Origin of the sequence: Campylobacter sp. US55 (assembly GCF_004378955.1) — a bacterium.
GTDB classification, from domain to species: Bacteria; Campylobacterota; Campylobacteria; order Campylobacterales; family Campylobacteraceae; genus Campylobacter_D; species Campylobacter_D jejuni.
The window spans coordinates 1-18,918 of the sequence record NZ_RYYF01000005.1; the positions used below are offsets into that span (position 1 = coordinate 1).

General features: G+C 30.4%; 22 protein-coding genes and 2 tRNA genes. 15 read left to right on the plus strand and 9 right to left on the minus strand.

Going from position 1 to position 18,918, the window contains the following annotated elements; all coding sequences use genetic code 11:
• Positions 1-140: 140 nt before the first annotated feature.
• Together ELQ07_RS04300 and ELQ07_RS04305 are read right to left on the minus strand one after the other, a co-directional pair.
• A tRNA-Met gene (locus ELQ07_RS04300) sits at positions 141-216 on the minus strand.
• A 33-nt stretch (positions 217-249) separates the two neighbouring features.
• Positions 250-324, minus strand: a tRNA-Gln gene (locus ELQ07_RS04305).
• A gap of 93 nt (positions 325-417) precedes the next feature.
• Between ELQ07_RS04305 and ELQ07_RS04310 the strand changes: the two genes are divergently transcribed.
• From ELQ07_RS04310 to lpxD, 5 genes are read left to right on the plus strand one after another with little or no spacing between them, the layout of a single operon-like run.
• Positions 418-1,437: a bifunctional 3,4-dihydroxy-2-butanone 4-phosphate synthase/GTP cyclohydrolase II gene (locus tag ELQ07_RS04310; RefSeq protein ID WP_070316907.1), complete on the plus strand. Its 1,020-nt coding sequence runs from the start codon at positions 418-420 to the stop codon at positions 1,435-1,437.
• An 11-nt stretch (positions 1,438-1,448) separates the two neighbouring features.
• Positions 1,449-1,892: a GatB/YqeY domain-containing protein gene (locus tag ELQ07_RS04315; RefSeq protein WP_002881863.1), complete on the plus strand. Its 444-nt coding sequence runs from the start codon at positions 1,449-1,451 to the stop codon at positions 1,890-1,892.
• A gap of 17 nt (positions 1,893-1,909) precedes the next feature.
• A complete protein-coding gene (locus ELQ07_RS04320) occupies positions 1,910-3,610 on the plus strand; it encodes an acetolactate synthase large subunit (protein WP_070316908.1) in 1,701 nt (566 codons plus the stop codon).
• Positions 3,607-4,071, plus strand: coding sequence for an acetolactate synthase small subunit (gene ilvN / locus ELQ07_RS04325; protein WP_002852211.1), 465 nt, complete (start codon positions 3,607-3,609; stop codon positions 4,069-4,071). The genes ELQ07_RS04320 and ilvN overlap by 4 nt, the downstream gene beginning before the upstream one ends.
• Complete coding sequence (gene lpxD / locus ELQ07_RS04330) at positions 4,068-5,033, plus strand: UDP-3-O-(3-hydroxymyristoyl)glucosamine N-acyltransferase (protein ID WP_134224786.1); 966 nt, start codon at positions 4,068-4,070, stop codon at positions 5,031-5,033. Before ilvN ends, lpxD begins: the two co-directional genes overlap by 4 nt.
• Here the strand turns inward: lpxD and queA are convergent.
• The 4 genes from queA to hemW are packed head-to-tail and all read right to left on the minus strand — an operon-like array spanning position 5,022 to position 8,314.
• Positions 5,022-6,050, minus strand: a complete 1,029-nt coding sequence (queA, locus tag ELQ07_RS04335; RefSeq protein ID WP_096703018.1) for a tRNA preQ1(34) S-adenosylmethionine ribosyltransferase-isomerase QueA — start codon at positions 6,048-6,050, stop codon at positions 5,022-5,024. The genes lpxD and queA overlap by 12 nt on opposite strands.
• Positions 6,043-6,780 carry a twin-arginine translocase subunit TatC gene (gene tatC / locus ELQ07_RS04340; protein ID WP_002856930.1) on the minus strand — a complete coding sequence of 246 codons (738 nt, stop codon included), beginning with the start codon at positions 6,778-6,780 and terminating at the stop codon, positions 6,043-6,045. The genes queA and tatC overlap by 8 nt, the downstream gene beginning before the upstream one ends.
• Complete coding sequence (gene tatB, locus ELQ07_RS04345) at positions 6,781-7,188, minus strand: Sec-independent protein translocase protein TatB (protein WP_134224787.1); 408 nt, start codon at positions 7,186-7,188, stop codon at positions 6,781-6,783.
• Positions 7,189-7,246: 58 nt separating this feature from the next.
• Positions 7,247-8,314, minus strand: a complete 1,068-nt coding sequence (hemW, locus tag ELQ07_RS04350; RefSeq protein WP_002933508.1) for a radical SAM family heme chaperone HemW — start codon at positions 8,312-8,314, stop codon at positions 7,247-7,249.
• A gap of 100 nt (positions 8,315-8,414) precedes the next feature.
• Between hemW and ELQ07_RS04355 the strand changes: the two genes are divergently transcribed.
• The 10 genes from ELQ07_RS04355 to cmoA are packed head-to-tail and all read left to right on the plus strand — an operon-like array spanning position 8,415 to position 17,579.
• Positions 8,415-8,885: an RNA pyrophosphohydrolase gene (locus ELQ07_RS04355; protein ID WP_032581179.1), complete on the plus strand. Its 471-nt coding sequence runs from the start codon at positions 8,415-8,417 to the stop codon at positions 8,883-8,885.
• Position 8,886: 1 nt separating this feature from the next.
• The gene (locus tag ELQ07_RS04360) at positions 8,887-10,089 is read left to right on the plus strand and encodes an aspartate kinase (protein WP_052823846.1); all 1,203 of its coding nucleotides are present in this window, start codon (positions 8,887-8,889) and stop codon (positions 10,087-10,089) included.
• Entirely contained in the window at positions 10,090-10,626 is a 537-nt protein-coding gene (locus ELQ07_RS04365) for a HobA family DNA replication regulator (RefSeq protein WP_002861289.1), read from the plus strand.
• A 5-nt stretch (positions 10,627-10,631) separates the two neighbouring features.
• The gene (locus tag ELQ07_RS04370) at positions 10,632-11,231 is read left to right on the plus strand and encodes a DNA polymerase III subunit delta' (RefSeq protein WP_002867699.1); all 600 of its coding nucleotides are present in this window, start codon (positions 10,632-10,634) and stop codon (positions 11,229-11,231) included.
• A gap of 1 nt (position 11,232) precedes the next feature.
• Positions 11,233-12,375, plus strand: coding sequence for a dihydropteroate synthase (gene folP, locus ELQ07_RS04375; RefSeq protein WP_096703014.1), 1,143 nt, complete (start codon positions 11,233-11,235; stop codon positions 12,373-12,375).
• On the plus strand, positions 12,376-14,319 hold the full coding sequence (gene ligA, locus ELQ07_RS04380) for an NAD-dependent DNA ligase LigA (protein WP_096703012.1): 1,944 nt from the start codon (positions 12,376-12,378) through the stop codon (positions 14,317-14,319).
• The gene (locus ELQ07_RS04385; RefSeq protein WP_079862141.1) at positions 14,300-15,304 is read left to right on the plus strand and encodes a hypothetical protein; all 1,005 of its coding nucleotides are present in this window, start codon (positions 14,300-14,302) and stop codon (positions 15,302-15,304) included. The genes ligA and ELQ07_RS04385 overlap by 20 nt, the downstream gene beginning before the upstream one ends.
• Positions 15,301-16,062 (plus strand): TlyA family RNA methyltransferase, encoded by a 762-nt coding sequence (locus tag ELQ07_RS04390; protein WP_070316916.1) that lies wholly within the window; start codon positions 15,301-15,303, stop codon positions 16,060-16,062. Before ELQ07_RS04385 ends, ELQ07_RS04390 begins: the two co-directional genes overlap by 4 nt.
• Entirely contained in the window at positions 16,028-16,882 is an 855-nt protein-coding gene (locus ELQ07_RS04395) for a bifunctional riboflavin kinase/FAD synthetase (RefSeq protein WP_079862135.1), read from the plus strand. Before ELQ07_RS04390 ends, ELQ07_RS04395 begins: the two co-directional genes overlap by 35 nt.
• Positions 16,869-17,579 carry a carboxy-S-adenosyl-L-methionine synthase CmoA gene (gene cmoA / locus ELQ07_RS04400; RefSeq protein WP_079862136.1) on the plus strand — a complete coding sequence of 237 codons (711 nt, stop codon included), beginning with the start codon at positions 16,869-16,871 and terminating at the stop codon, positions 17,577-17,579. Before ELQ07_RS04395 ends, cmoA begins: the two co-directional genes overlap by 14 nt.
• Here cmoA and ELQ07_RS04405 read toward each other — a convergent pair.
• From ELQ07_RS04405 to ELQ07_RS04415, 3 genes are read right to left on the minus strand one after another with little or no spacing between them, the layout of a single operon-like run.
• Positions 17,569-17,790, minus strand: coding sequence for an EexN family lipoprotein (locus ELQ07_RS04405; protein ID WP_079005306.1), 222 nt, complete (start codon positions 17,788-17,790; stop codon positions 17,569-17,571). The two genes, cmoA and ELQ07_RS04405, sit on opposite strands and share 11 nt — an antisense overlap.
• Complete coding sequence (locus ELQ07_RS04410) at positions 17,781-18,221, minus strand: EexN family lipoprotein (protein WP_096703010.1); 441 nt, start codon at positions 18,219-18,221, stop codon at positions 17,781-17,783. Before ELQ07_RS04410 ends, ELQ07_RS04405 begins: the two co-directional genes overlap by 10 nt.
• 57 nt (positions 18,222-18,278) lie before the next feature.
• Positions 18,279-18,911 carry a trimeric intracellular cation channel family protein gene (locus ELQ07_RS04415; protein ID WP_002852232.1) on the minus strand — a complete coding sequence of 211 codons (633 nt, stop codon included), beginning with the start codon at positions 18,909-18,911 and terminating at the stop codon, positions 18,279-18,281.
• Positions 18,912-18,918: the final 7 nt, after the last annotated feature.

The window sequence follows — 18,918 nt, forward strand, 5'->3', positions numbered from 1 at the left end:
AAGGTTGTTAAACTCTTTTTGGATTGCAATCATTCTTTTAAAGTATTTTAAAAACTCAACAAAAATTATAACAATACAATTATTTTAAATTATTTTAATACGAATAAAAAGAAGTGAAGAGGATTAAAGATTAATACATTTGGTTGCGAAGGGGAGATTTGAACTCCCGACCTTCGGGTTATGAGCCCGACGAGCTAACCACTGCTCTACTTCGCGGCATATAAGATATTTGAAATATAAAATAAGAAGTGGATGGGGTAAAGGGATTCGAACCCCTGAATGACAGGACCAAAACCTGTTGCCTTACCGCTTGGCGATACCCCAATAAATATTTTTTTAAAAGTGTGATTATAATGAATTTTAATTTATTTGTCAAGCAATTTAAGTTATAATTTTAAAAATTTTAAGGAAATAAAGATGAAATTTGTTAGTGTAGAACAAGCAATTAAGGATTTACAAGCAGGAAAAATGCTTGTTATGGTAGATGCAGAAGATAGAGAAAATGAAGGCGATTTAATCTTTCCTGCACAATTTAGCACCCAAGAAAAAGTAAATTTCATGATAAAAGAAGCTCGTGGTGTGGTTTGTGTAGCCTTAGATGAAGCTTTAGCAAAAAAATTTGAACTTCCTTTAATGGTGCCTAAAAATACTTCAAACCACGAAACTGCTTTTACTATAACCGTAGATGCAAAAGATACTACAACGGGAGTTAGCGCCTATGAAAGAAATATGACTATACAAATTTTTGCCGATGATAATGCTAAAGCGAGTGATTTTGTAAGACCAGGGCATATCAATCCTTTAATCGCAAAAAAAGGTGGGGTTTTAGAACGCACAGGTCATACAGAAGGCACGGTTGATCTTTGTAAATTAGCAGGATTAAAAGGTGCTTGTGTGATTTGTGAAATTGTAAAAGATAATGGAGATATGGCAAGAAGAGAAGATCTAGAAATTTTTTGCCAAAAACATGATTTAAATATGATAGCCGTAAGCGATCTTATAGAATATCGCCTAAAACATGAAAGTCTTATTAAGCTTGAAGAAAAAAGTCAAAGTGTTTTAGCAGGCTTTAAAGCAGAAAAATTTATCTTTAGTGATCATAATCAAACCCAACACATAGCTTTTTGCTTTAAAGATATCAAAAAATGCGAAAATGTTAAATTTCATATCAGTGGTAGTGATTTTGAGCTTTTAACTTCAGATAAATTTTCAAAACTTTTAGAGCAAATCAAATTTCTTAGTGAAAATGGTGGCGTTATAGTTTTCATGCAAGGAGAAAAATCCAGTACCACTCAATACAAAAACTATGGTATAGGAGCACAGATTTTAAGATATTTTGGTATAGAAGAAATTAAACTTTTATCTCAAAGTTGTGATAAAGACTATATAGGCTTAGAAGGTTTTGGTTTAAACCTTAAAGCTTGTAATTTTAACTAAAAAGGAAAAAAATGACTTTAAAAGAACAAATTTTAAACGATATCAAAGAGGCAATGAAACAAAAAGATGATTTTAAAAGAGATAGTTTAAGAACTCTAAATGCAGCTTTTAAGCAAATAGAAGTGGATGAAAGAATAGAATTAGATAATGAAAGAATTTATAAAATCATTGCAAGTGAAATCAAAAAACGCAAAGACGCAATCGAACTTTATCTTAAGGCAAATCGTGAAGATTTAGCACAAAAAGAACAAAATGAAATAAGTCTTTTTGAAATTTATCTGCCTAAACAACTAAGTGATGAGGAGTTAACTTTAGTCTTAAAACAACTTATAGAAGAATTGGGTGTAAGTTCACTAAAAGAACAAGGTTTGGTAATGAAAGAAGCTAAAATAAAATTAGGTGCGAGTGTTGATGGCAAAAGACTTAATTTAGCACTTAAAGAGCTTTTACAATAATTTTTTGGAGTGTTATTATGAAAGAGTTAAGCGGTTCAGCAATGATTTGCGAGGCTTTAAAAGAAGAAAATGTTAAAATTGTTTTTGGTTATCCTGGAGGCGCTGCACTTAATATTTATGATGAAATTTACAATCAAAAATATTTTAAACATATTTTAGTGCGTCATGAACAAGCGGCCTTGCATGCTGCTGATGCTTACGCAAGAATGAGCGGAGAAGTGGGTGTAGCTATAGTTACAAGCGGACCAGGTTTTACAAATACTATTACAGGTCTAGCTACGGCTTATAGTGATTCTATCCCTTTGGTGTTGATTTCAGGGCAGGTAGCAAATTCTCTTATTGGTACAGATGCTTTTCAAGAAATTGATGCAGTAGGTATTTCAAGACCTTGCGTGAAGCATAATTATTTAGTTACTTGCATAGAAGAGTTTCCACGCATTTTAAAAGAGGCTTTTTATATAGCAAGAAGTGGTAGGCCTGGGCCTGTGCATATAGATGTGCCAAAAGATGTAAGTGCAACTTTGGGACTTTGGGAATATCCTAAAGAAATTTCTATGAAAACTTATAAACCCGTTTATAAGGGTAACTCAAAGCAAATTAAAAAATTTGCAGAGCTTTTAAAAGAAGCAAAAAGACCTTTATTTTACTTGGGTGGAGGTTGTATCAGTTCTAATGCAAGTGAGCAAATCAGAGAGCTTATAAAATTTACAAAAATTCCAGCAGTTGAAACCTTAATGGCGCTTGGAACTTTAAGAAGTGATGATGTTTTTAATCTTAAAATGGCAGGTATGCATGGAAGCTATGCTGCTAATATGGCTTTAAGTGAGTGTGATTTGCTTGTGAGTGTAGGAGCAAGATTTGATGATAGGATTACAGGAAAAACAAGTGAATTTGCTAAACATGCGACTATAGTTCATGTTGATATTGATCCTAGTTCTATTTCAAAGATTATCAATGCACATTATCCTATAGTAGGAGATATTAAAGAAGTTCTTAAAGAGCTTTTAGAAGAGCTTAAAAAGGAAAATTTTAATACAATTTTTAAAGAATGGCGCGAAACTTTAAAGCGTTATAATGAACTTTATCCGCTTTCTTATGAAGATAGCAATGAGATTTTAAAACCGCAATGGGTGATTGAAGAATGTGCGAAAATGGCTCCAGATGCAAGGATTATTACTGATGTGGGTCAGCATCAAATGTGGGTAGCACAGTTTTATCCTTTTAATTATCCAAGACAACTTGCAACAAGTGGAGGGCAAGGAACTATGGGATATTCTTTACCTGCTGCCTTGGGTGCAAAGCTTGCTGTGGGTGAAGAAGTGGTGATTAATTTCGTAGGCGATGGATCGGTTTTGATGAATATCCAAGAGCTTATGACTGCTCATGAGTATGGTATAAAAACTATAAATATTATTTTAAACAATGCCTTTTTAGGTATGGTAAGACAATGGCAAAGTATGTTTTATAAAGAGCATTTTTCACAAACAGATTTAAATACTCAGCCTGATTTTATCAAAATTGCTCAAGGTTTTGGTTGCGAAGGTTATGAAATTTCAAACAAAGAAGAATTCATTCAAGCTTTTAGCCAAGCTTTAAAAAGCGATAAAACCTCTATTTTAAATGTAAAAATTGATCGTTTTGAAGATGTTTTACCTATGGTACCTGCAGGAGGTGCGATTTATAATATGATTTTACCAAAGGCAAAGGATAGACAATGAGAAGGGTTTTATCGGTAATTGTTTTAAATGAGCATGGGGTTTTATCTCGTATAGTAGGACTTTTTTCAGGAAGAGGCTATAATATTGACTCGCTTACAGTAGCACCTTTGGAAAATAAAGAATTTTCGCGTATTAATATAGTCACTTCAGGAAATGAAAGAACTTTTGAGCAGATAGTCAAACAACTTCATAAGCTTATTCCTACTTATAAAGTGATAGAAAGTGAGGAATTTATTGACAAAGAAATGGCTTTGGTGAAAATTCCTTTAAATGAAAATTTAGGTGGACTTGATGCCGTTTTGAAAGCTTATAATGGTACTATTGCAAATAGCAATGAGAATTTTTTGTTTTTAATGGTTGCTGATGATGCAAATCGCATTGATAATTTTTTAAAAACAATTAAAAAATACAATCCTAGTGATATAGTTCGCAGTGGATCTGTTTTGATGGAGATTAAATGAAATTAAGTGAAATAGCAGAATTTTTAAGCTTGGAATATAAAGGCGAGGATATAGAAATCAGTGCTTTAAATTCTTTATTGAAAGCAAATTTTACAGAGCTTACTTATTGTGATGGTGAGAAAAATACCAAAGATATACCTCACACAGGAGCTGCTGCTATTTTAGTATCTAAAGAATATGAAAATTTAGTACCTAAAGATACTAAAGCTTTGATTACTCAAAGTCCACATTTGAGTTTTGCTTTTTTAAGCAAGCTTTTTGCTAAACCTTTGATAAGCACAGCTAAAGAAAAAGTACAAAATATTGCAAAAAGCGCAAGAATCATGCCTAATGTTTATATAGGTGATAATGTAAATATCGGTGAAAATGTAATCATTATGGCAGGAGCTTATATAGGCGATAATGTCAGCATTGGTGATGAGAGTATTATCCATCCTAATGCAGTTATTTATAATGACACTAAAATCGGTAAAAAATGTCATTTGCTTGCCAATTGTGTAATAGGAAGCGATGGCTTTGGTTATGCGCACAATAAAAACGGCGAACATTATAAAATTTATCATAATGGCAATGTGATTTTAGAAGATTTTGTAGAAGTAGGGGCTTGTACAACTATAGATAGAGCAGTTTTTGATAGCACTATTATCAAAGCAGGTACTAAGGTAGACAATCTAGTTCAAATCGGACATAATTGCAATATAGGTCAAAATTGTATCATTGTGGCGCAAACTGGAATTTCAGGTTCAAGTGAGTTAGGACGCAATGTTATTATGGGTGGTCAAAGTGCAACGAGTGGACATTTAAAAATAGGCGATTTTAGCACCATAGCTGCAAGAGGCGGTGTGAGTAAAAATTTAGAAGGCGGGCGTGTTTATGGTGGTTTTCCTATCATGCTTCAAAAAGATTGGCTAAAACTTCAAGCTAAAATAGCAATAAATTTTAAAGAAAAATCACAAGATTAACATCGCATCGCCATAAGAGTAAAAGCGATATTTTTCTTTTATGGCGAGTTCATAAAGTTTTAAACACTGTTCTCTACCGATAAAAGCTGAAACTAGCATGATAAGAGTAGATTTTGGTAAATGAAAATTGGTTAAAAGATGATTTTGTCTTATAGGTGGATTTTGCGGGTGTAAAAAAAGATCACAAAAACCGCTTTTTGTTTTAGTTCTTGCATAATATTCTATGGTTCTTGTTACCGTTGTTCCTACGCCTAAAATAGCTTGTTTAGAATCTATAATTTCACATGCTTGCTGCGGAATATTAAAAAATTCACTATGCATTTTATGCTCTTGTATATTTTCACATTCCACGCTTTTAAAGGTTCCAGCTCCTACATGTAAGGTTAAATGATAAATTTCGTGTTTTTTTCTTAAATTTTCAAGCATAGTCTCACTAAAATGTAAACTTGCAGTCGGAGCAGCCACTGCACCTAAATTTTTTGCAAAGATACTTTGATAATCTTTCAAATCGCTTTTTTCATCTTCCCTTTTAATATAAGGAGGCAAGGGTATATGTCCTATCTTGTCAAGCAGGTTGTAAAGATTTGAGGTGTCTAAGGTTTTATCATTTTGAAAAAATTGAACCTTTCGAAGACCATCATCTAAAAGTTCTACAACGCGCGCTTTTAAATCCTCTTTAAAATATAAGATTTCATCTTTTTTAACCCGCCCTTTAATTTGAGCTAGAAAAAGCGGATTGTGAGAATTTAAAAAAGGTTGATGTAAGAAAAGCTCTATTTTTCCTCCGCTTGCTTTATTGCCATAAATTCTTGCTTTAATAACTTTGGTATCATTGAAAAAAATCGCGCAGTCGGGTAAAAAGTCTTTTAAATTTTTAAAAGTAGTGTGAAAAATTTCTTTGTTTTTGCGATCAAAAACCAAAAGCTTAGCATCTTCTTTTGGATTTGCAGGATAGTTGGCTATGAGTTTATTAGCTAGAGTGTAATCATAGCTTGAAAGAAGTAAGTCTTTATTCATCGCTTTCTTTATCTTTTGGGGCAGGATTTACCTTTTGAACAATTAAAATAGAAAGTCCATAAAGTCCGCAAAGTGGTCCTGCCATTAAAAATTGAGATAAAACATCAGGTGGAGTCATAAAGGCTGAAAAAACAAAAATAACTAAAACAGCTATGCGAAAATGGCGTTTTAAAAAACTATCATCTATAAGTCCGATTTTAGCAAAGAAAAAGGCAATTACAGGCATTTCAAAAGCTAAGCCAAAAGCCACAACAACTTTCGTAAAAAAATCTACATAAGTTCCTATGGTAATCACAGGATTAAAATCTTCATTTAAACCAAAATTAATCAAAAATTTAAAAGCCAAAGGCACTACAACAAAATAGCAAAAACAAGCCCCCAAGGCAAACATAATGCTTGCAAAGCTAACAAAAGGCACCACAAGGCGTTTTTCATTATCATAAAGTCCTGGAGCTACAAATTTCCAAAATTGCCAAAAAATCACAGGTAGAGAAAAGATAAAGGCTGCAAAAAAACTAACCTTCATTGCGGTAAATAAGGCTTCTTGTACTTCAATTACATTCACATGTTTGGCTACTTCGGGTAAAACAGCTATAAGTGGAGCTTTTAAAATATCTAAGATATAGCTTCGTAGAGCAAAACATACAATAAACATAACTACAATGCAAGCAACGCTTATAAAAAGGCGTTTTCTAAGTTCTATTAAATGAGGTCTTAATTCTTCAAACATTTATTTTTCCGTTTTATCTTGTGTTTCTAATTTGCTAAGATTTGGTTTTTCTTCTGTATTTAAATTTTGTCCGCTAAGGTTATTTTTTACGTTATTATCTCTGCTATCAAAGGTTAAATCTACCTTTGTTTTATCTAAAATATCTCTTTTAAGGTCATCAAATTCTTCAAAACTGAGTTTTTTGCGTATATTTTCATTAGTGCTTGAAAATTCATCTTTGTATTTCTTAGCCTCTTCTTTTAAGTCATTGATGCGTATTTCTTTTTCTATGCTTGATTTTGCATCATCTATGTTGCGTTTTACAGCCTTTAGAATTTTTGCTATTTGTACTATAGCTTCTGGAAGTTTATCAGGCCCTAAGACTAAAATCGCTACAACTAAAATAACTATAATTTCACCAAAACTCATTAATCGTTACTCTTTGATTTGATATTTTAAATAAATATTTTACTTAAAAAACTTAAATTTAAGATGAGAGATATAAAGCAAGTTCGTCGCTAATGAGAAAATTAGGATTAAAATATCTTTTATTTTTGTAAAAAAGTTTTTTTTCTTTTAATAATATATTTATTTTGTCTTTTTGCCATTGATTGAGTTTTGTTTCATCAATCCCTACTATACTTCTAAGTCCTAAAAATAGATGTTCTAAATTCAAGTCTTTGGAGCTTAGTTGCTCTATAGATCTAAAAGTAGGATTTTCTATGTAATTTTTTAAATTTTTTGCTGTATAAAAACGCTTATTTTCATAAAATCCTACCGCACTTAATCCACAAGCTAGGTAGTTTTTTCCTTGCCAATAAGCAAGATTATGTTTGCAAATTTGGGCTTTGGTTTTTGAAAAATTACTGATTTCATATTGAAAAAAGTCAAGCTCTAGAAGTTGTTTGATGAAAAATTTCATTAAATTAGGAGCATTTTTTTTGAAATGTTCTTTTTTGGCAAAGGCTGTGTTTGATTCTATGGTTAAATTATAAGCACTAAGGTGTGTGATTAAAGCCTTGATTTGTTTTAAGTGTAAGAGTTCAAATTCAAGCATTTTTTTATTGTCTAATTTTGTATCATAAATAAGATCTAAATTGATATTTTTAAAACCTACTTTATTTGCATTTTCTAATGCTTTGATAATCATTTCTTGATTATGAATTCTTCCAAGAAAGTGAAGTTTTTTAGGATGAAAACTTTGAGCTCCAAAAGAAATGCGATTAACTCCTAAATTTTTCATATTTTTAAGCCAATTTAATGTTGCTGAGTTGGGATTAGCTTCGCATGAAATTTCTACATTTTTATCTAGTAAGGGATATAAAATTTTAAAAATATCTTCATAATTATACGCATCGACACAACTTGGTGTTCCTCCGCCTATGAATAAGGTTTTAATTTGATTTGATTGAATGTTAAATTGTTTTAATTGAAAAACAATATCTTCTTTTAAAGCCTGAAAATAAGCTTTTTCATAATCATTTTTTTTCAAACTTGTAAAAGCGCAATAATTACATTTGCTTTCACAAAATGGAATATGGATATAAAAATACATAAAAACCCTAAAATATTTTATTAAATTTTTAATGTATTTTAATAAAAATTTGATTTGATTTAGGTTAAAATTATATTCTTGAGATTTAAGGAAAAATATTGTGGAAAACGAGAAAAATTATAGACCAAATGTTGCAGCTATTGTTTTATCAAGTTCTTATCCTTTTGAGTGTAAGATTTTTATAGCTAAAAGAAGTGATATGGATAATATTTGGCAATTTCCACAAGGAGGTATTGATAAAGGTGAAAGTGTCAAAAACGCTTTATTTAGAGAACTAAAAGAAGAAATAGGCACTGATGAGGTTGAAATCATTGCTGAGTATCCAGAATGGTTGAGTTATGATTTTCCGAGTAAAATTGTTAAAAAAATGTATCCTTATGATGGACAGATTCAAAAATATTTTTTAGTGCGTTTAAAGCACGGTGCTACAATCAATATCAATACCAAGCATCCTGAATTTGATGATTATCAATTTGTGAGTGTTAAACAAATTTTTGAAATGATTAATCATTTCAAAAAAAATATTTATGTTAGAGTGATCAAATATTTTGAAGAGAAAGGTTATATCTAAAATGCTTATAGTTCAAAAATATGGTGGAACAAGCGTTGGAACACTTGAGCGTATCGAAGCAGTAGCCAATAGGGTTATCCAAAGTGTACAACAAGGTAATCAACTTGTTGTTGTAGTATCTGCAATGAGTGGGGTGACAAATACTCTTATCGAGCAAGCTGAATATTTTAGTAAAACTCCTAATGGTAAAGATATGGATATGCTTTTAAGCAGTGGAGAGCGTGTAACAAGCGCTTTACTTTCCATCGCTTTAAATGAAAAGGGTTATCCTGCTATATCATTTTCTGGGAGAAAAGCGGGAATTATTACAGATAGTGTTTTTACAAAGGCAAGAATTCATCATATTGATACAAAAGCGATAAAATCAGAACTTCAAAATGGTAAAATAGTTGTTATAGCAGGTTTTCAAGGTGTAGATGAGGAAGGTAATGTAACTACCTTAGGGCGTGGTGGAAGCGACTTAAGTGCTGTGGCGGTAGCAGGTGCCTTAAATGCGGATTTGTGTGAAATTTATACCGATGTTGATGGGGTTTATACAACAGATCCAAGAATTGAACCAAAGGCAAAGAAATTGGATAAAATTTCTTATGAAGAAATGCTTGAACTTGCAAGTTTGGGTGCAAAAGTTTTGCAAAATCGCTCTGTAGAGCTTGCAAAAAAATTAAATGTTAACTTAGTAACTAGAAGTAGTTTTAACAATAACGAAGGAACAATGATAACAAAGGAAGATGGAATGGAACAAGCTTTAGTAAGTGGTATTGCTTTGGATAAAAATCAAGCAAGAGTGACTTTAAGAAATGTAGAAGATAAGCCTGGAATCGCAGCTGAAATTTTTTCTGTTTTAGCAAATGAAAATATTAATGTAGATATGATTATACAAAATGTTGGAGTTGATGGCGCTACAAATTTGGGTTTTACGGTTCCTCAAAATGAACTTGAATTAGCTAAAAATGCTATGCAAAAAATTTTAAGCTCAAAAACAACTATAGAAAGTGATAGTGCCGTAGTAAAAGTTTCTATAGTCGGTGTAGGCATGAAATCACATTCAGGAGTGGCAAGTAAAGCTTTTAAAGCTTTAGCTGATGAGGGGATTAATATCGGTATGATTTCTACTAGTGAAATAAAAATTTCAATGATAGTTCATGAAAAATACGGAGAACTTGCAGTTAGAGCACTACATGAGTGCTACGGACTTGATAAATAAATGAGTGATTTTTTAAGTTTTACTCTTGAAAATATTCGCAATGGCGGAGCTTTTATGGCATGGTTGGAGTCGCGTCGTTTAGAATGGGCTCCTTTGATGGCTGCAAGACTTAAATATCTTTTAGAGGGACGCACTTTTGTCTTAATGTGCGATGAACAAAGATCTTGGTATGAAGAGTATTTTTTAAAAAATATAAATTCAAAAGCCGCTCGTCCCATGCTTCCTTTTGTGTCGTTAAATTCTTTATGCAAGAAGAAAGTACAAAGTTCAGAAGATATAGCTTTACTTAATGACTTGCTTGACATTTCTTTTCCTAATGGTTATGTGTATTTTTACATAGGAAGTGCTTCTGATAATAAATCTTTAATCGCTAAATCAAGAGATGATAGTTTATTGTGGCTTTTTGATGAGCAGTTACAAGATAGTTTTTATTTAAATTCTAAAGATAAAGACTTGGATATCAAGCTTATTAGTTTATATCAACTTTTTGATGTAAGTTTGGATGCAATATTATTTTCCAAGGTGCAATTAGGATAAATATTTTGTTTATTAGTAAGATTATTATCAGTGAAGATTTTTTAGGTATTAAAGAAGAAATGATTAATAATTTTGGTATTAAAAAATTAAGATTTTTTATGCCACAAAATGAATTTTTACTTGATGATGCAAGAGCAGTTGAAAAAGAAAGCTATATCGCAGAAACCGAAGAAAAAATTATTGTTTTAATGGCGGATTCTTATAGGATAGAAGCACAAAATTTTTTACTTAAACTTCTCGAAGAACCTCCAAAAAATATTAAATTTCTTATTGTGGTACCTTCTAAAAATTTACTTTTACCTACTATAAAATCACGTCTTATTTGTGAAAAAAGAAAAGTTGAAAAGGAAGTTAAAAAACTTGATTTAGATCTTAAAAGAATGGATTTAAGAATGCTTTTTGATTTTTTGCAAAAAAATGAAAATTTGGATAAAAATGAACTTATGGATCAAATCGCATTACTTGCTAAAGAATGTGTGAAATATAAAGATTTTAATGCTGAAGAATTAGAGTTTTTTTATGAAGGCTATGAGCTTGCAAAATTAAATTCTAAAAGCGGGGTGCTTTTAGCTACTCTTTTACTAAATTATTATACAAAGAAATAAAATGAAATTTTTTAAAATCAATCCAAATACCGATTTTAATTTGCTTTGTTCTTTCATAAATCCCCATAAAATGGGACAAAAGATTATGAGTGAAAAAACAAAAATTCATTTTATTTTTATCAAAGATATTTCCACTCCTGCAGCAAATATTTTAAAACAAGATGCTTTAAGAGTAGGAGCTGAACTTATTACTCATAAAGAAGTAATTACTGCAAAAATCACTCATTCAAATGCACTTTTAATGGCAAGTAAAGAACAAATTCAAAAGCTTATTGCTAAAGAAAAGCTTCAAGATTTTGGACTTAAAAATTTGGCTCTTTTTTTGCAAAAAGATTTTTTAAAACCAAAAAAAGCTGAGCTTATGGTAGTGATTAATGTCAATGAAGACAGTTTTAATGCAAAAAGTCGTGTGAGCGAAGAAGACTTTGAAAAAAGGCTTAATGACTTTCTTGCTTTAAAGCCTGAATATATCGATATAGGTGCGGTAAGTTCAAGACCTGGGAGTGAGTATTGTGGTAAGGAAGAGGAATTTAAAAGACTGAAAAAAATACTTGACTTAATTTATGAGAAAAATTATCATGAAAAAGCGATTTTTAGTTTAGATAGTTTTGATGAATATTGTCTAGAATATGCTTTAAATAAGGGTTTTAAACTCATTAATGATATTACAAGTTTAAGAAATCTTAATCTAGCCAAACTTGCAAGTAAATATGAGGCAAAATATTGCTTAATGCACATGCAAAACAATCCAAATAACATGCAAGATAATCCTTTTTATGAAGATTTACTTGATGAGATGACTTTATTTTTTAAAGAAAAACTTGAACTTTTAGAAAGTTTTGGAGTAAAAGAAAGTATTTTAGATGTAGGTATTGGTTTTGGAAAGAGTGCGGGGCATAATATGATTTTAATCAAACACTTAGAGCATTTTTTGCAATTTAACAAGCCTTTGCTTATAGGTGCGAGTCGCAAAAGTGTGATTAATGCGTATTTTCAAAGCGAGATTAAAGATCGTTTAGCAGGAACTTTGTATTTGCATTTAAAGGCTTTTGAAAATGGTGCTAGTATTATAAGAGTGCATGATTTATATGAGCACAAACAACTTTTTGCTTTAGCGCAGGCAATGGATAATATAGGAGTTTAGATGAAAAAAGAAGAGTATTTAGAAAAAGTTGCTTTAGCCAATTTGTGGATGAGGGCATATTATGAAAAAGATGAACCCTTGGCTAGCGATGAAGAATACGATGCTTTAATCAGAGAATTAAGAGCTTTTGAAGAACAAAATAAAGATGAAATTTCAAAAGACTCTCCAACGCAAAAAATAGCTCCTACTATACAAAGCGAGTTTAAAAAAATAGCTCATTTAAAGCGTATGTGGTCGATGGAAGATGTGTTTGATGAGAGTGAGCTTAGGGCTTGGGCAAAACGCGCAAAATGTGAAAAAAACTTTTTTATAGAGCCTAAATTTGATGGAGCGAGTTTAAATTTGCTTTATGAAAATGGTAAATTAGTAAGCGGTGCCACTAGGGGCGATGGCGAAGTGGGTGAGGATATAACGCTTAATGTTTTTGAGATAGAAAATATACCTAAAAATATAGCCTATAAAGAAAGGATAGAAATTCGTGGAGAAGTGGTGATTTTAAAAGATGATTTTGAGAAAATCAACGAAAAAAGAGCCCTTTTAAATCAAAGTTTATTTGCCAATCCACGCAATGCTGCAAGTGGGAGTTTAAGGCAGCTTGATACAAGCATCACCAAAGAAAGGAATTTGAAATTTTATCCTTGGGGAGTAGGGGAAAATACCTTAAATTTTACCAAACATAGCGAGGTGATGCAATTTATCAGAGAGCTCGGTTTTTTAAAAGATGATTTTGTAAGACTTTGTGTTAATTTAGACGAGGTTTTAAAAGCTTATGATGAGCTTTTAGCTTTAAGAGAAAAAAAGCCTATGATGATGGATGGTATGGTGGTAAGGGTTGATGATCTTGCACTTTGTGAAGAATTAGGCTATACAGTAAAATTTCCAAAATTTATGGCAGCTTTTAAATTTCCTGCACTTGAAAAAACCACGCGTTTAATAGGTGTAAATTTACAAGTGGGAAGAAGTGGAGTGATCACTCCTGTGGCGGTTTTAGAACCTGTAAATTTAGATGGGGTTGTAGTAAAATCAGCCACACTCCATAATTTTGATGAGATTGCAAGACTTGATGTTAAAATCAATGATTTTGTAAGCGTGATAAGAAGTGGCGATGTTATCCCTAAAATCACTAAGGTTTTTAAAGATCGTAGAGAAGGTTTAGAGATGGAAATTTCACGCCCTAAGCTTTGTCCTACTTGCCAAAGTGAGCTTTTAGATGAAGGAACTTTAATAAAATGTCAAAATATAGACTGTGAAGATAGACTTGTAAATTCTATCATTCATTTTGTTTCTAAAAAATGTCTTAATATCGACGGACTGGGAGAAAATATAGTAGAGCTTTTATACAAGCACAAAAAAATCACTACACTTGAGAGTATTTTTCATTTAAAATTTAGTGATTTTGAAGGTTTGGAAGGCTTTAAGGAAAAGAAAATTAACAATCTTTTAAATGCCATAGAACAAGCAAGAGAATGTGAGCTTTTTCGTTTTATCACAGCTTTAGGAATAGAGCATATTGGCGAGGTTGCGGCTAAAAAATTAAGTTTAAGTTTTGGTAAAGAGTGGCACAAGCAAAGCTTTGAAGCTTATGCCAATTTAGAAGGTTTTGGAGAGCAAATGGCTTTAAGTCTTTGCGAATTTACGCGTGTTAATCGTACAAGAATTGATGAGTTTTACAAGCTTTTAAATTTGAAAATAGAAAAACTTGAAATCAAAAGCGATGGTGTGATTTTTGGTAAAACTTTTGTAATTACAGGCACTCTTTCACGCCCAAGAGATGAGTTTAAGGCTTTGATAGAAAAGCTTGGGGGTAAGGTAAGCGGCTCAGTTTCTAAAAAGACTGACTATGTGCTTTTTGGAGAAGAGGCAGGTTCTAAGCTTAGTAAGGCTAAAGAGCTTGAAGTAAAATGTATAGATGAAAGTGCTTTTAATGAGCTTGTTAAAGAATAGTTCTTATATTTTAACGCTTTTAAGCCTTTTTGGCTTTTTGCTAACTTGGCAAAGGAGTGCTTTTTCTTTATTTTTTTTAATTCCTATTTTTTTAACACTTTTTTGGGAATTCTTTTTATTTTTAAAGCTTAGAAAAAATATTATAAAAGAAGCTACTTTGATTAAGGGAAGTTTGTTTTATCGTATTAGTATGGGGGATTTTTATCTTTATATTTTTAGTTTTTTCTTGGCGATTTTTGGACTTATTTCTTTATTTTTAAATTTTTTAAATCTTGAAAAAATTGATTTTGTTTTTATATTTATAATTTTGCCTTTATTGATGATATTTTTAAAAAAAGAATTACATTTGCAATTTGTAGATAATGCTTATAATGATTTTAGAATAGTTGTTATCGCTAGTTTTTTTACTGCTTTATTTTATGCATTTTATGGGCTTTTTTTTACTTACAATGAACTTTTAAATTTAGAACTTTTTTCTAGGAAAATCATCGCTTATAAAAGTTCTTCTTTTGTTTATTTTGATTTTTTATCTGAATTATTGTATTTTGTTTCAAATTTAAAATTTTTTATTTTTTCTTATTTTGGATATTTGGGATTTAGGGTTTTAAATTTTATTTTTGATTTTTTTAATTTTTTTATGTTTTGTTCTCTTTTAGCTTTTGTTTTTAATTTTGTTTTGAAAATAAAGATAAAAATAATTGTTTTATTTTTGTGTTTTATCATGGTTTTAGGAAGTTATTTTTTAAAAGAGCAAAGAAATAATGCCTTAAAATCCGAACAAGAACAAATACTTTTATGGATGAATAATTTTGATTTTTTAAAAGATCATAATTTAAGTTTAATTCAAAAAGAAAAAGATCTTTTTGAAAAAGATCTTAAAGATCTTAGAGAAATTTTTAAAAAAAATGCTTTTGAAATAGGCATTTGGTGGTTTTCTAAAGAAAAAGAAGACTTAGAAAAAAGAATAAATGAGAGTTTAAAATGAGATTTGATTTTTTTGTTTCAAAGCGTTTAAATATCAGTAGAAATAAAGCCTTAGAGCTTATAGAAAATGAAGAGGTTTTGCTTAATGGTAAAAGTTTTAAAGCTTCTTTTGATGTGAAAAATTTTTTAGAAAATTTAAAAAAAACGCAAGATTTAAATCCTGAAGATATACTTTTAACCAATGAGTTAAAATTGGATCTTTTAAGTGAAATTTATGTTTCAAGAGCAGCTTTGAAATTAAAAAATTTTTTAGAAGAAAATAATATTGAAATAAAACATAAAAATTGTCTTGATATAGGATCTAGCACGGGCGGTTTTGTGCAAATTTTACTTGAAAATCAGGCTTTAAAAATCACTGCTCTTGATGTGGGTAGTAATCAACTCCATCCAAGTTTAAGAGTAAATGAAAAAATTATTTTATATGAAAATACAGATCTTAGAGCCTTTAAAAGTGAAGAAAAATTTGAACTTATTACTTGTGATGTGAGTTTTATTTCTCTTATTAATTTACTTTATTATATCGATAATTTGGCTTTAAAGGAAATTATTTTACTTTTTAAACCTCAGTTTGAAGTGGGAAAAAATATCAAAAGAGATAAAAAGGGTGTTTTAAAAGATGACAAGGCAATCTTAAAAACAAGAATGGATTTTGAAAAAGCATGTGCTAAGTTAGGTTGGCTTTTAAAAAATACGCAAAAATCAAGCATTAAAGGAAAGGAAGGCAATATTGAATATTTTTACTACTATATCAAAAATTAATATTACCTCTTTGGCTATAGGTTGTTTTGATGGCGTGCATTTAGGACATCTAAAACTTGTAAAATGTTTAGATGAGAATGGGGCTTTATTAGTTATTAATAAATTTAAGGGTCAATTTCTTTGCTCAAATCGTCAAAAAGAAGAAATTTCAGGAAAAAAAGTTATAGAAGTGGATTTTGAAAGTATAAAATCTTTAGATGGTAAAGATTTTTTAAGTTTTTTGAAAAAAGAATTTGTCAATTTAAAATTTATAGTAGTGGGATATGATTTTTCTTTTGGGAAAAATAGGGCTTATAGTGCTAAAGATATTGAGTCTTTAAGTGGGATAAAAACTATAATAGTTGATGAATTTAGCATAGGTGGAATAGGTGTTCATGCAAGTTTAATTAAGGATTTTTTATCAAAAGCAAATTTGCAAAAAGCAAAAGAATTTTTAGGAAGAGATTATAGCATCAAAGGGAAGATGATTAAAGGACAAGGTTTGGGTTCTAAGGAACTTTTTGCGACTATAAATTTAGATTGTAAAGGCTATTTTTTGCCTCAAAATGGTGTTTATGCTACTTTGTTAAAAAGCCAAAAAAATATTTATAAAAGTGTGAGTTTTTTAGGTGTAAGATCAAGCGATGAAAATTTTGCTATAGAAAGTCATATTTTAGAAGAATTGGGTGAAAATTTCACACAAGGGGAGTTTTTTGAACTCGAGTTTATATTTTTTCTAAGAGAGAATCAAAAATTTCAGGATCTAAAAAAACTTAAAAATCAAATTACCAAAGACATAGAACAAGCTAGAGAATTATTAAGGAAAAATGATGAAAGATGAACTTTTTAAACAAAGCCCTAAAAAACAATTTGAATTTGATAAAAGCGTGGCTAGTGTTTTTGATGATATGATCAATCGTTCTGTACCATTTTATAGAGAAAATTTAGAACTTTGTGCTAATTTATTGGCTAAAATTTTACCTACAAGTGCAAGTGTTTGTGATTTAGGCTGCTCAAGTGTTAATTTTTTGATTTTTTTGGCAAATCTAAGAAAGGATTTTAAACTTTTTGGCGTGGATAATTCTGCTTCTATGCTTGAAGTTGCAAAGTCAAAAACTAAAGCTTATGGACTTGATATAAGTTTTTTTGAAGCTAATTTATGTGAGTTTGATTTTTTTGTTTGCGATGTTTTTGTGGCAAATTATACCATGCAGTTTATTCGCCCTCCTAAAAGACAAGAATTGCTTGATAAAATTTATAAAAATTTAAACTCTAAAGGCATTTTGATTATGAGTGAAAAAATCCTTTATGAAGATGCTTTTTTGTCTAAAAATATCATAGAACTTTATGCTGATTATAAAGAAAAACAAGGCTATTCTAAGTTTGAAATTGCAACTAAAAGAGAAGCTTTAGAAAATGTTTTAATTCCTTATAGTCAAAAAGAAAATTTAAATATGCTAGAAAAGGCAGGTTTTAAGAAAATAGAAAGTATTTTTAAATGGGCGAATTTTGAAACTTTCATAGCTTTTAAGGATTAGAAATATTTTCATCTTCCCATTCATCTTTTGGAAAACCTACCTTATATGCATTAACACAATCTTGACTGATGATAGCTTTGTGTCTGCATTCTAAACTTCTTTTTTTTGCTTCTTCAGGATGATTTTGATAATATTCTACACTTTTGGTTTGTTCGCATGCTGCAAAAAATATACCAATAAGGCTTAAAAAAAGAGTTATTTTCATGGTAATTTTTCCTGTGTTATATTGATATCATCGCTAAAGATAGAACTTTGATTGTTTTCTGTTGTTTTGGAAGGATAAATTTCAGAAGGTGTTTCTGTTATAGGTGGTATTATAATACTTTTATTATTTTCTGAACTTTGGTTAATATCTTTTGTGGTTTTTTCTTTTTCTAAATCATTTTGTTTTAAAGTTTCTAATATTTGATTATCAGATTTTTTTGGTATGTTCGGACTGTATTTACTCTCTTCATTTGTTGGCTTAATACCAACTTTTAATGCATTAATACAATCTTCGCTAATAGTTCCGCTTTCTTTGCATTCTTTCGCTTTTTCTTTTGCTTCTCTAAGATGATTTTTGTAGTAATTTTCTGTTTTGTTATCGCAAGCTGTTATATTGATAACTATTAAAATCGTAAGTAAAATACTTATTCTTCGCATTTATCAATCTCCTAAAATTTTTAACATCTTAGCAAACTTGTATAAAGCAACGATAAATTATTTTTCTTCATTGTAAGAAAAAATAGGTAAAGACCATTGATATTTGATAGCTAAAAGCCTTGCAAAAACTCCTATAAAAAGAGTTAAAAGTGTGCAAACTAGGGCATTAAGCTCAAGCCAAATTATTAGAGAATAATAGATTGCTCCTGCAATTATGGCAATTCCTGCATAAATTTCTTTTTGAAACACCAAGGGGATTCTCATACATAAAATATCTCTTAAAATTCCACCAAAAACACCGGTAATTACAGCAGCAGCAACGGCTATGATAAACCCATGGTTTTGATCTATAGCTATTTGAGCTCCAAGTATACTAAAAACAACAAGTCCTATAGCATCAAGAGTTAGAAATAAAGTTTCAAGTTTGGTTACTACGCGTGGAATTTTTGTGGCTACAAGGGCGCAAAAACAGATTAAAATAATATATTCAGGATGTTTAACCCAAGTTAAAGGATAATGTCCTAAAAGCACATCTCGTATGCTTCCACCTCCAATTGCTGTTACGAGAGCAATAAAAATAACTCCAAAAAGATCCATTTTATGGCGTCCTGCAGCTAAAGCCCCTGTCATTCCTTCTGCGGAAATACCTATGATATAAAGAGTGGTTATCGTAAGAGCATTTATCTCCATAATTTAT

What these genes read in the sequence shown, in the direction of transcription:
- ELQ07_RS04310 (WP_070316907.1), top strand. Translation starts at nt 418, where the DNA reads ATGAAATTTGTTAGTGTAGAACAAGCAATTAAGGATTTACAAGCAGGA.
- ELQ07_RS04315 (WP_002881863.1), top strand. Translation starts at nt 1,449, where the DNA reads ATGACTTTAAAAGAACAAATTTTAAACGATATCAAAGAGGCAATGAAA.
- ELQ07_RS04320 (WP_070316908.1), top strand. Translation starts at nt 1,910, where the DNA reads ATGAAAGAGTTAAGCGGTTCAGCAATGATTTGCGAGGCTTTAAAAGAA.
- ilvN (WP_002852211.1), top strand. Translation starts at nt 3,607, where the DNA reads ATGAGAAGGGTTTTATCGGTAATTGTTTTAAATGAGCATGGGGTTTTA.
- lpxD (WP_134224786.1), top strand. Translation starts at nt 4,068, where the DNA reads ATGAAATTAAGTGAAATAGCAGAATTTTTAAGCTTGGAATATAAAGGC.
- queA (WP_096703018.1), bottom strand. Translation starts at nt 6,050, where the DNA reads ATGAATAAAGACTTACTTCTTTCAAGCTATGATTACACTCTAGCTAAT.
- tatC (WP_002856930.1), bottom strand. Translation starts at nt 6,780, where the DNA reads ATGTTTGAAGAATTAAGACCTCATTTAATAGAACTTAGAAAACGCCTT.
- tatB (WP_134224787.1), bottom strand. Translation starts at nt 7,188, where the DNA reads ATGAGTTTTGGTGAAATTATAGTTATTTTAGTTGTAGCGATTTTAGTC.
- hemW (WP_002933508.1), bottom strand. Translation starts at nt 8,314, where the DNA reads ATGTATTTTTATATCCATATTCCATTTTGTGAAAGCAAATGTAATTAT.
- ELQ07_RS04360 (WP_052823846.1), top strand. Translation starts at nt 8,887, where the DNA reads ATGCTTATAGTTCAAAAATATGGTGGAACAAGCGTTGGAACACTTGAG.
- ELQ07_RS04365 (WP_002861289.1), top strand. Translation starts at nt 10,090, where the DNA reads ATGAGTGATTTTTTAAGTTTTACTCTTGAAAATATTCGCAATGGCGGA.
- folP (WP_096703014.1), top strand. Translation starts at nt 11,233, where the DNA reads ATGAAATTTTTTAAAATCAATCCAAATACCGATTTTAATTTGCTTTGT.
- ligA (WP_096703012.1), top strand. Translation starts at nt 12,376, where the DNA reads ATGAAAAAAGAAGAGTATTTAGAAAAAGTTGCTTTAGCCAATTTGTGG.
- ELQ07_RS04385 (WP_079862141.1), top strand. Translation starts at nt 14,300, where the DNA reads ATGAGCTTGTTAAAGAATAGTTCTTATATTTTAACGCTTTTAAGCCTT.
- ELQ07_RS04390 (WP_070316916.1), top strand. Translation starts at nt 15,301, where the DNA reads ATGAGATTTGATTTTTTTGTTTCAAAGCGTTTAAATATCAGTAGAAAT.
- cmoA (WP_079862136.1), top strand. Translation starts at nt 16,869, where the DNA reads ATGATGAAAGATGAACTTTTTAAACAAAGCCCTAAAAAACAATTTGAA.
- ELQ07_RS04410 (WP_096703010.1), bottom strand. Translation starts at nt 18,221, where the DNA reads ATGCGAAGAATAAGTATTTTACTTACGATTTTAATAGTTATCAATATA.
- ELQ07_RS04415 (WP_002852232.1), bottom strand. Translation starts at nt 18,911, where the DNA reads ATGGAGATAAATGCTCTTACGATAACCACTCTTTATATCATAGGTATT.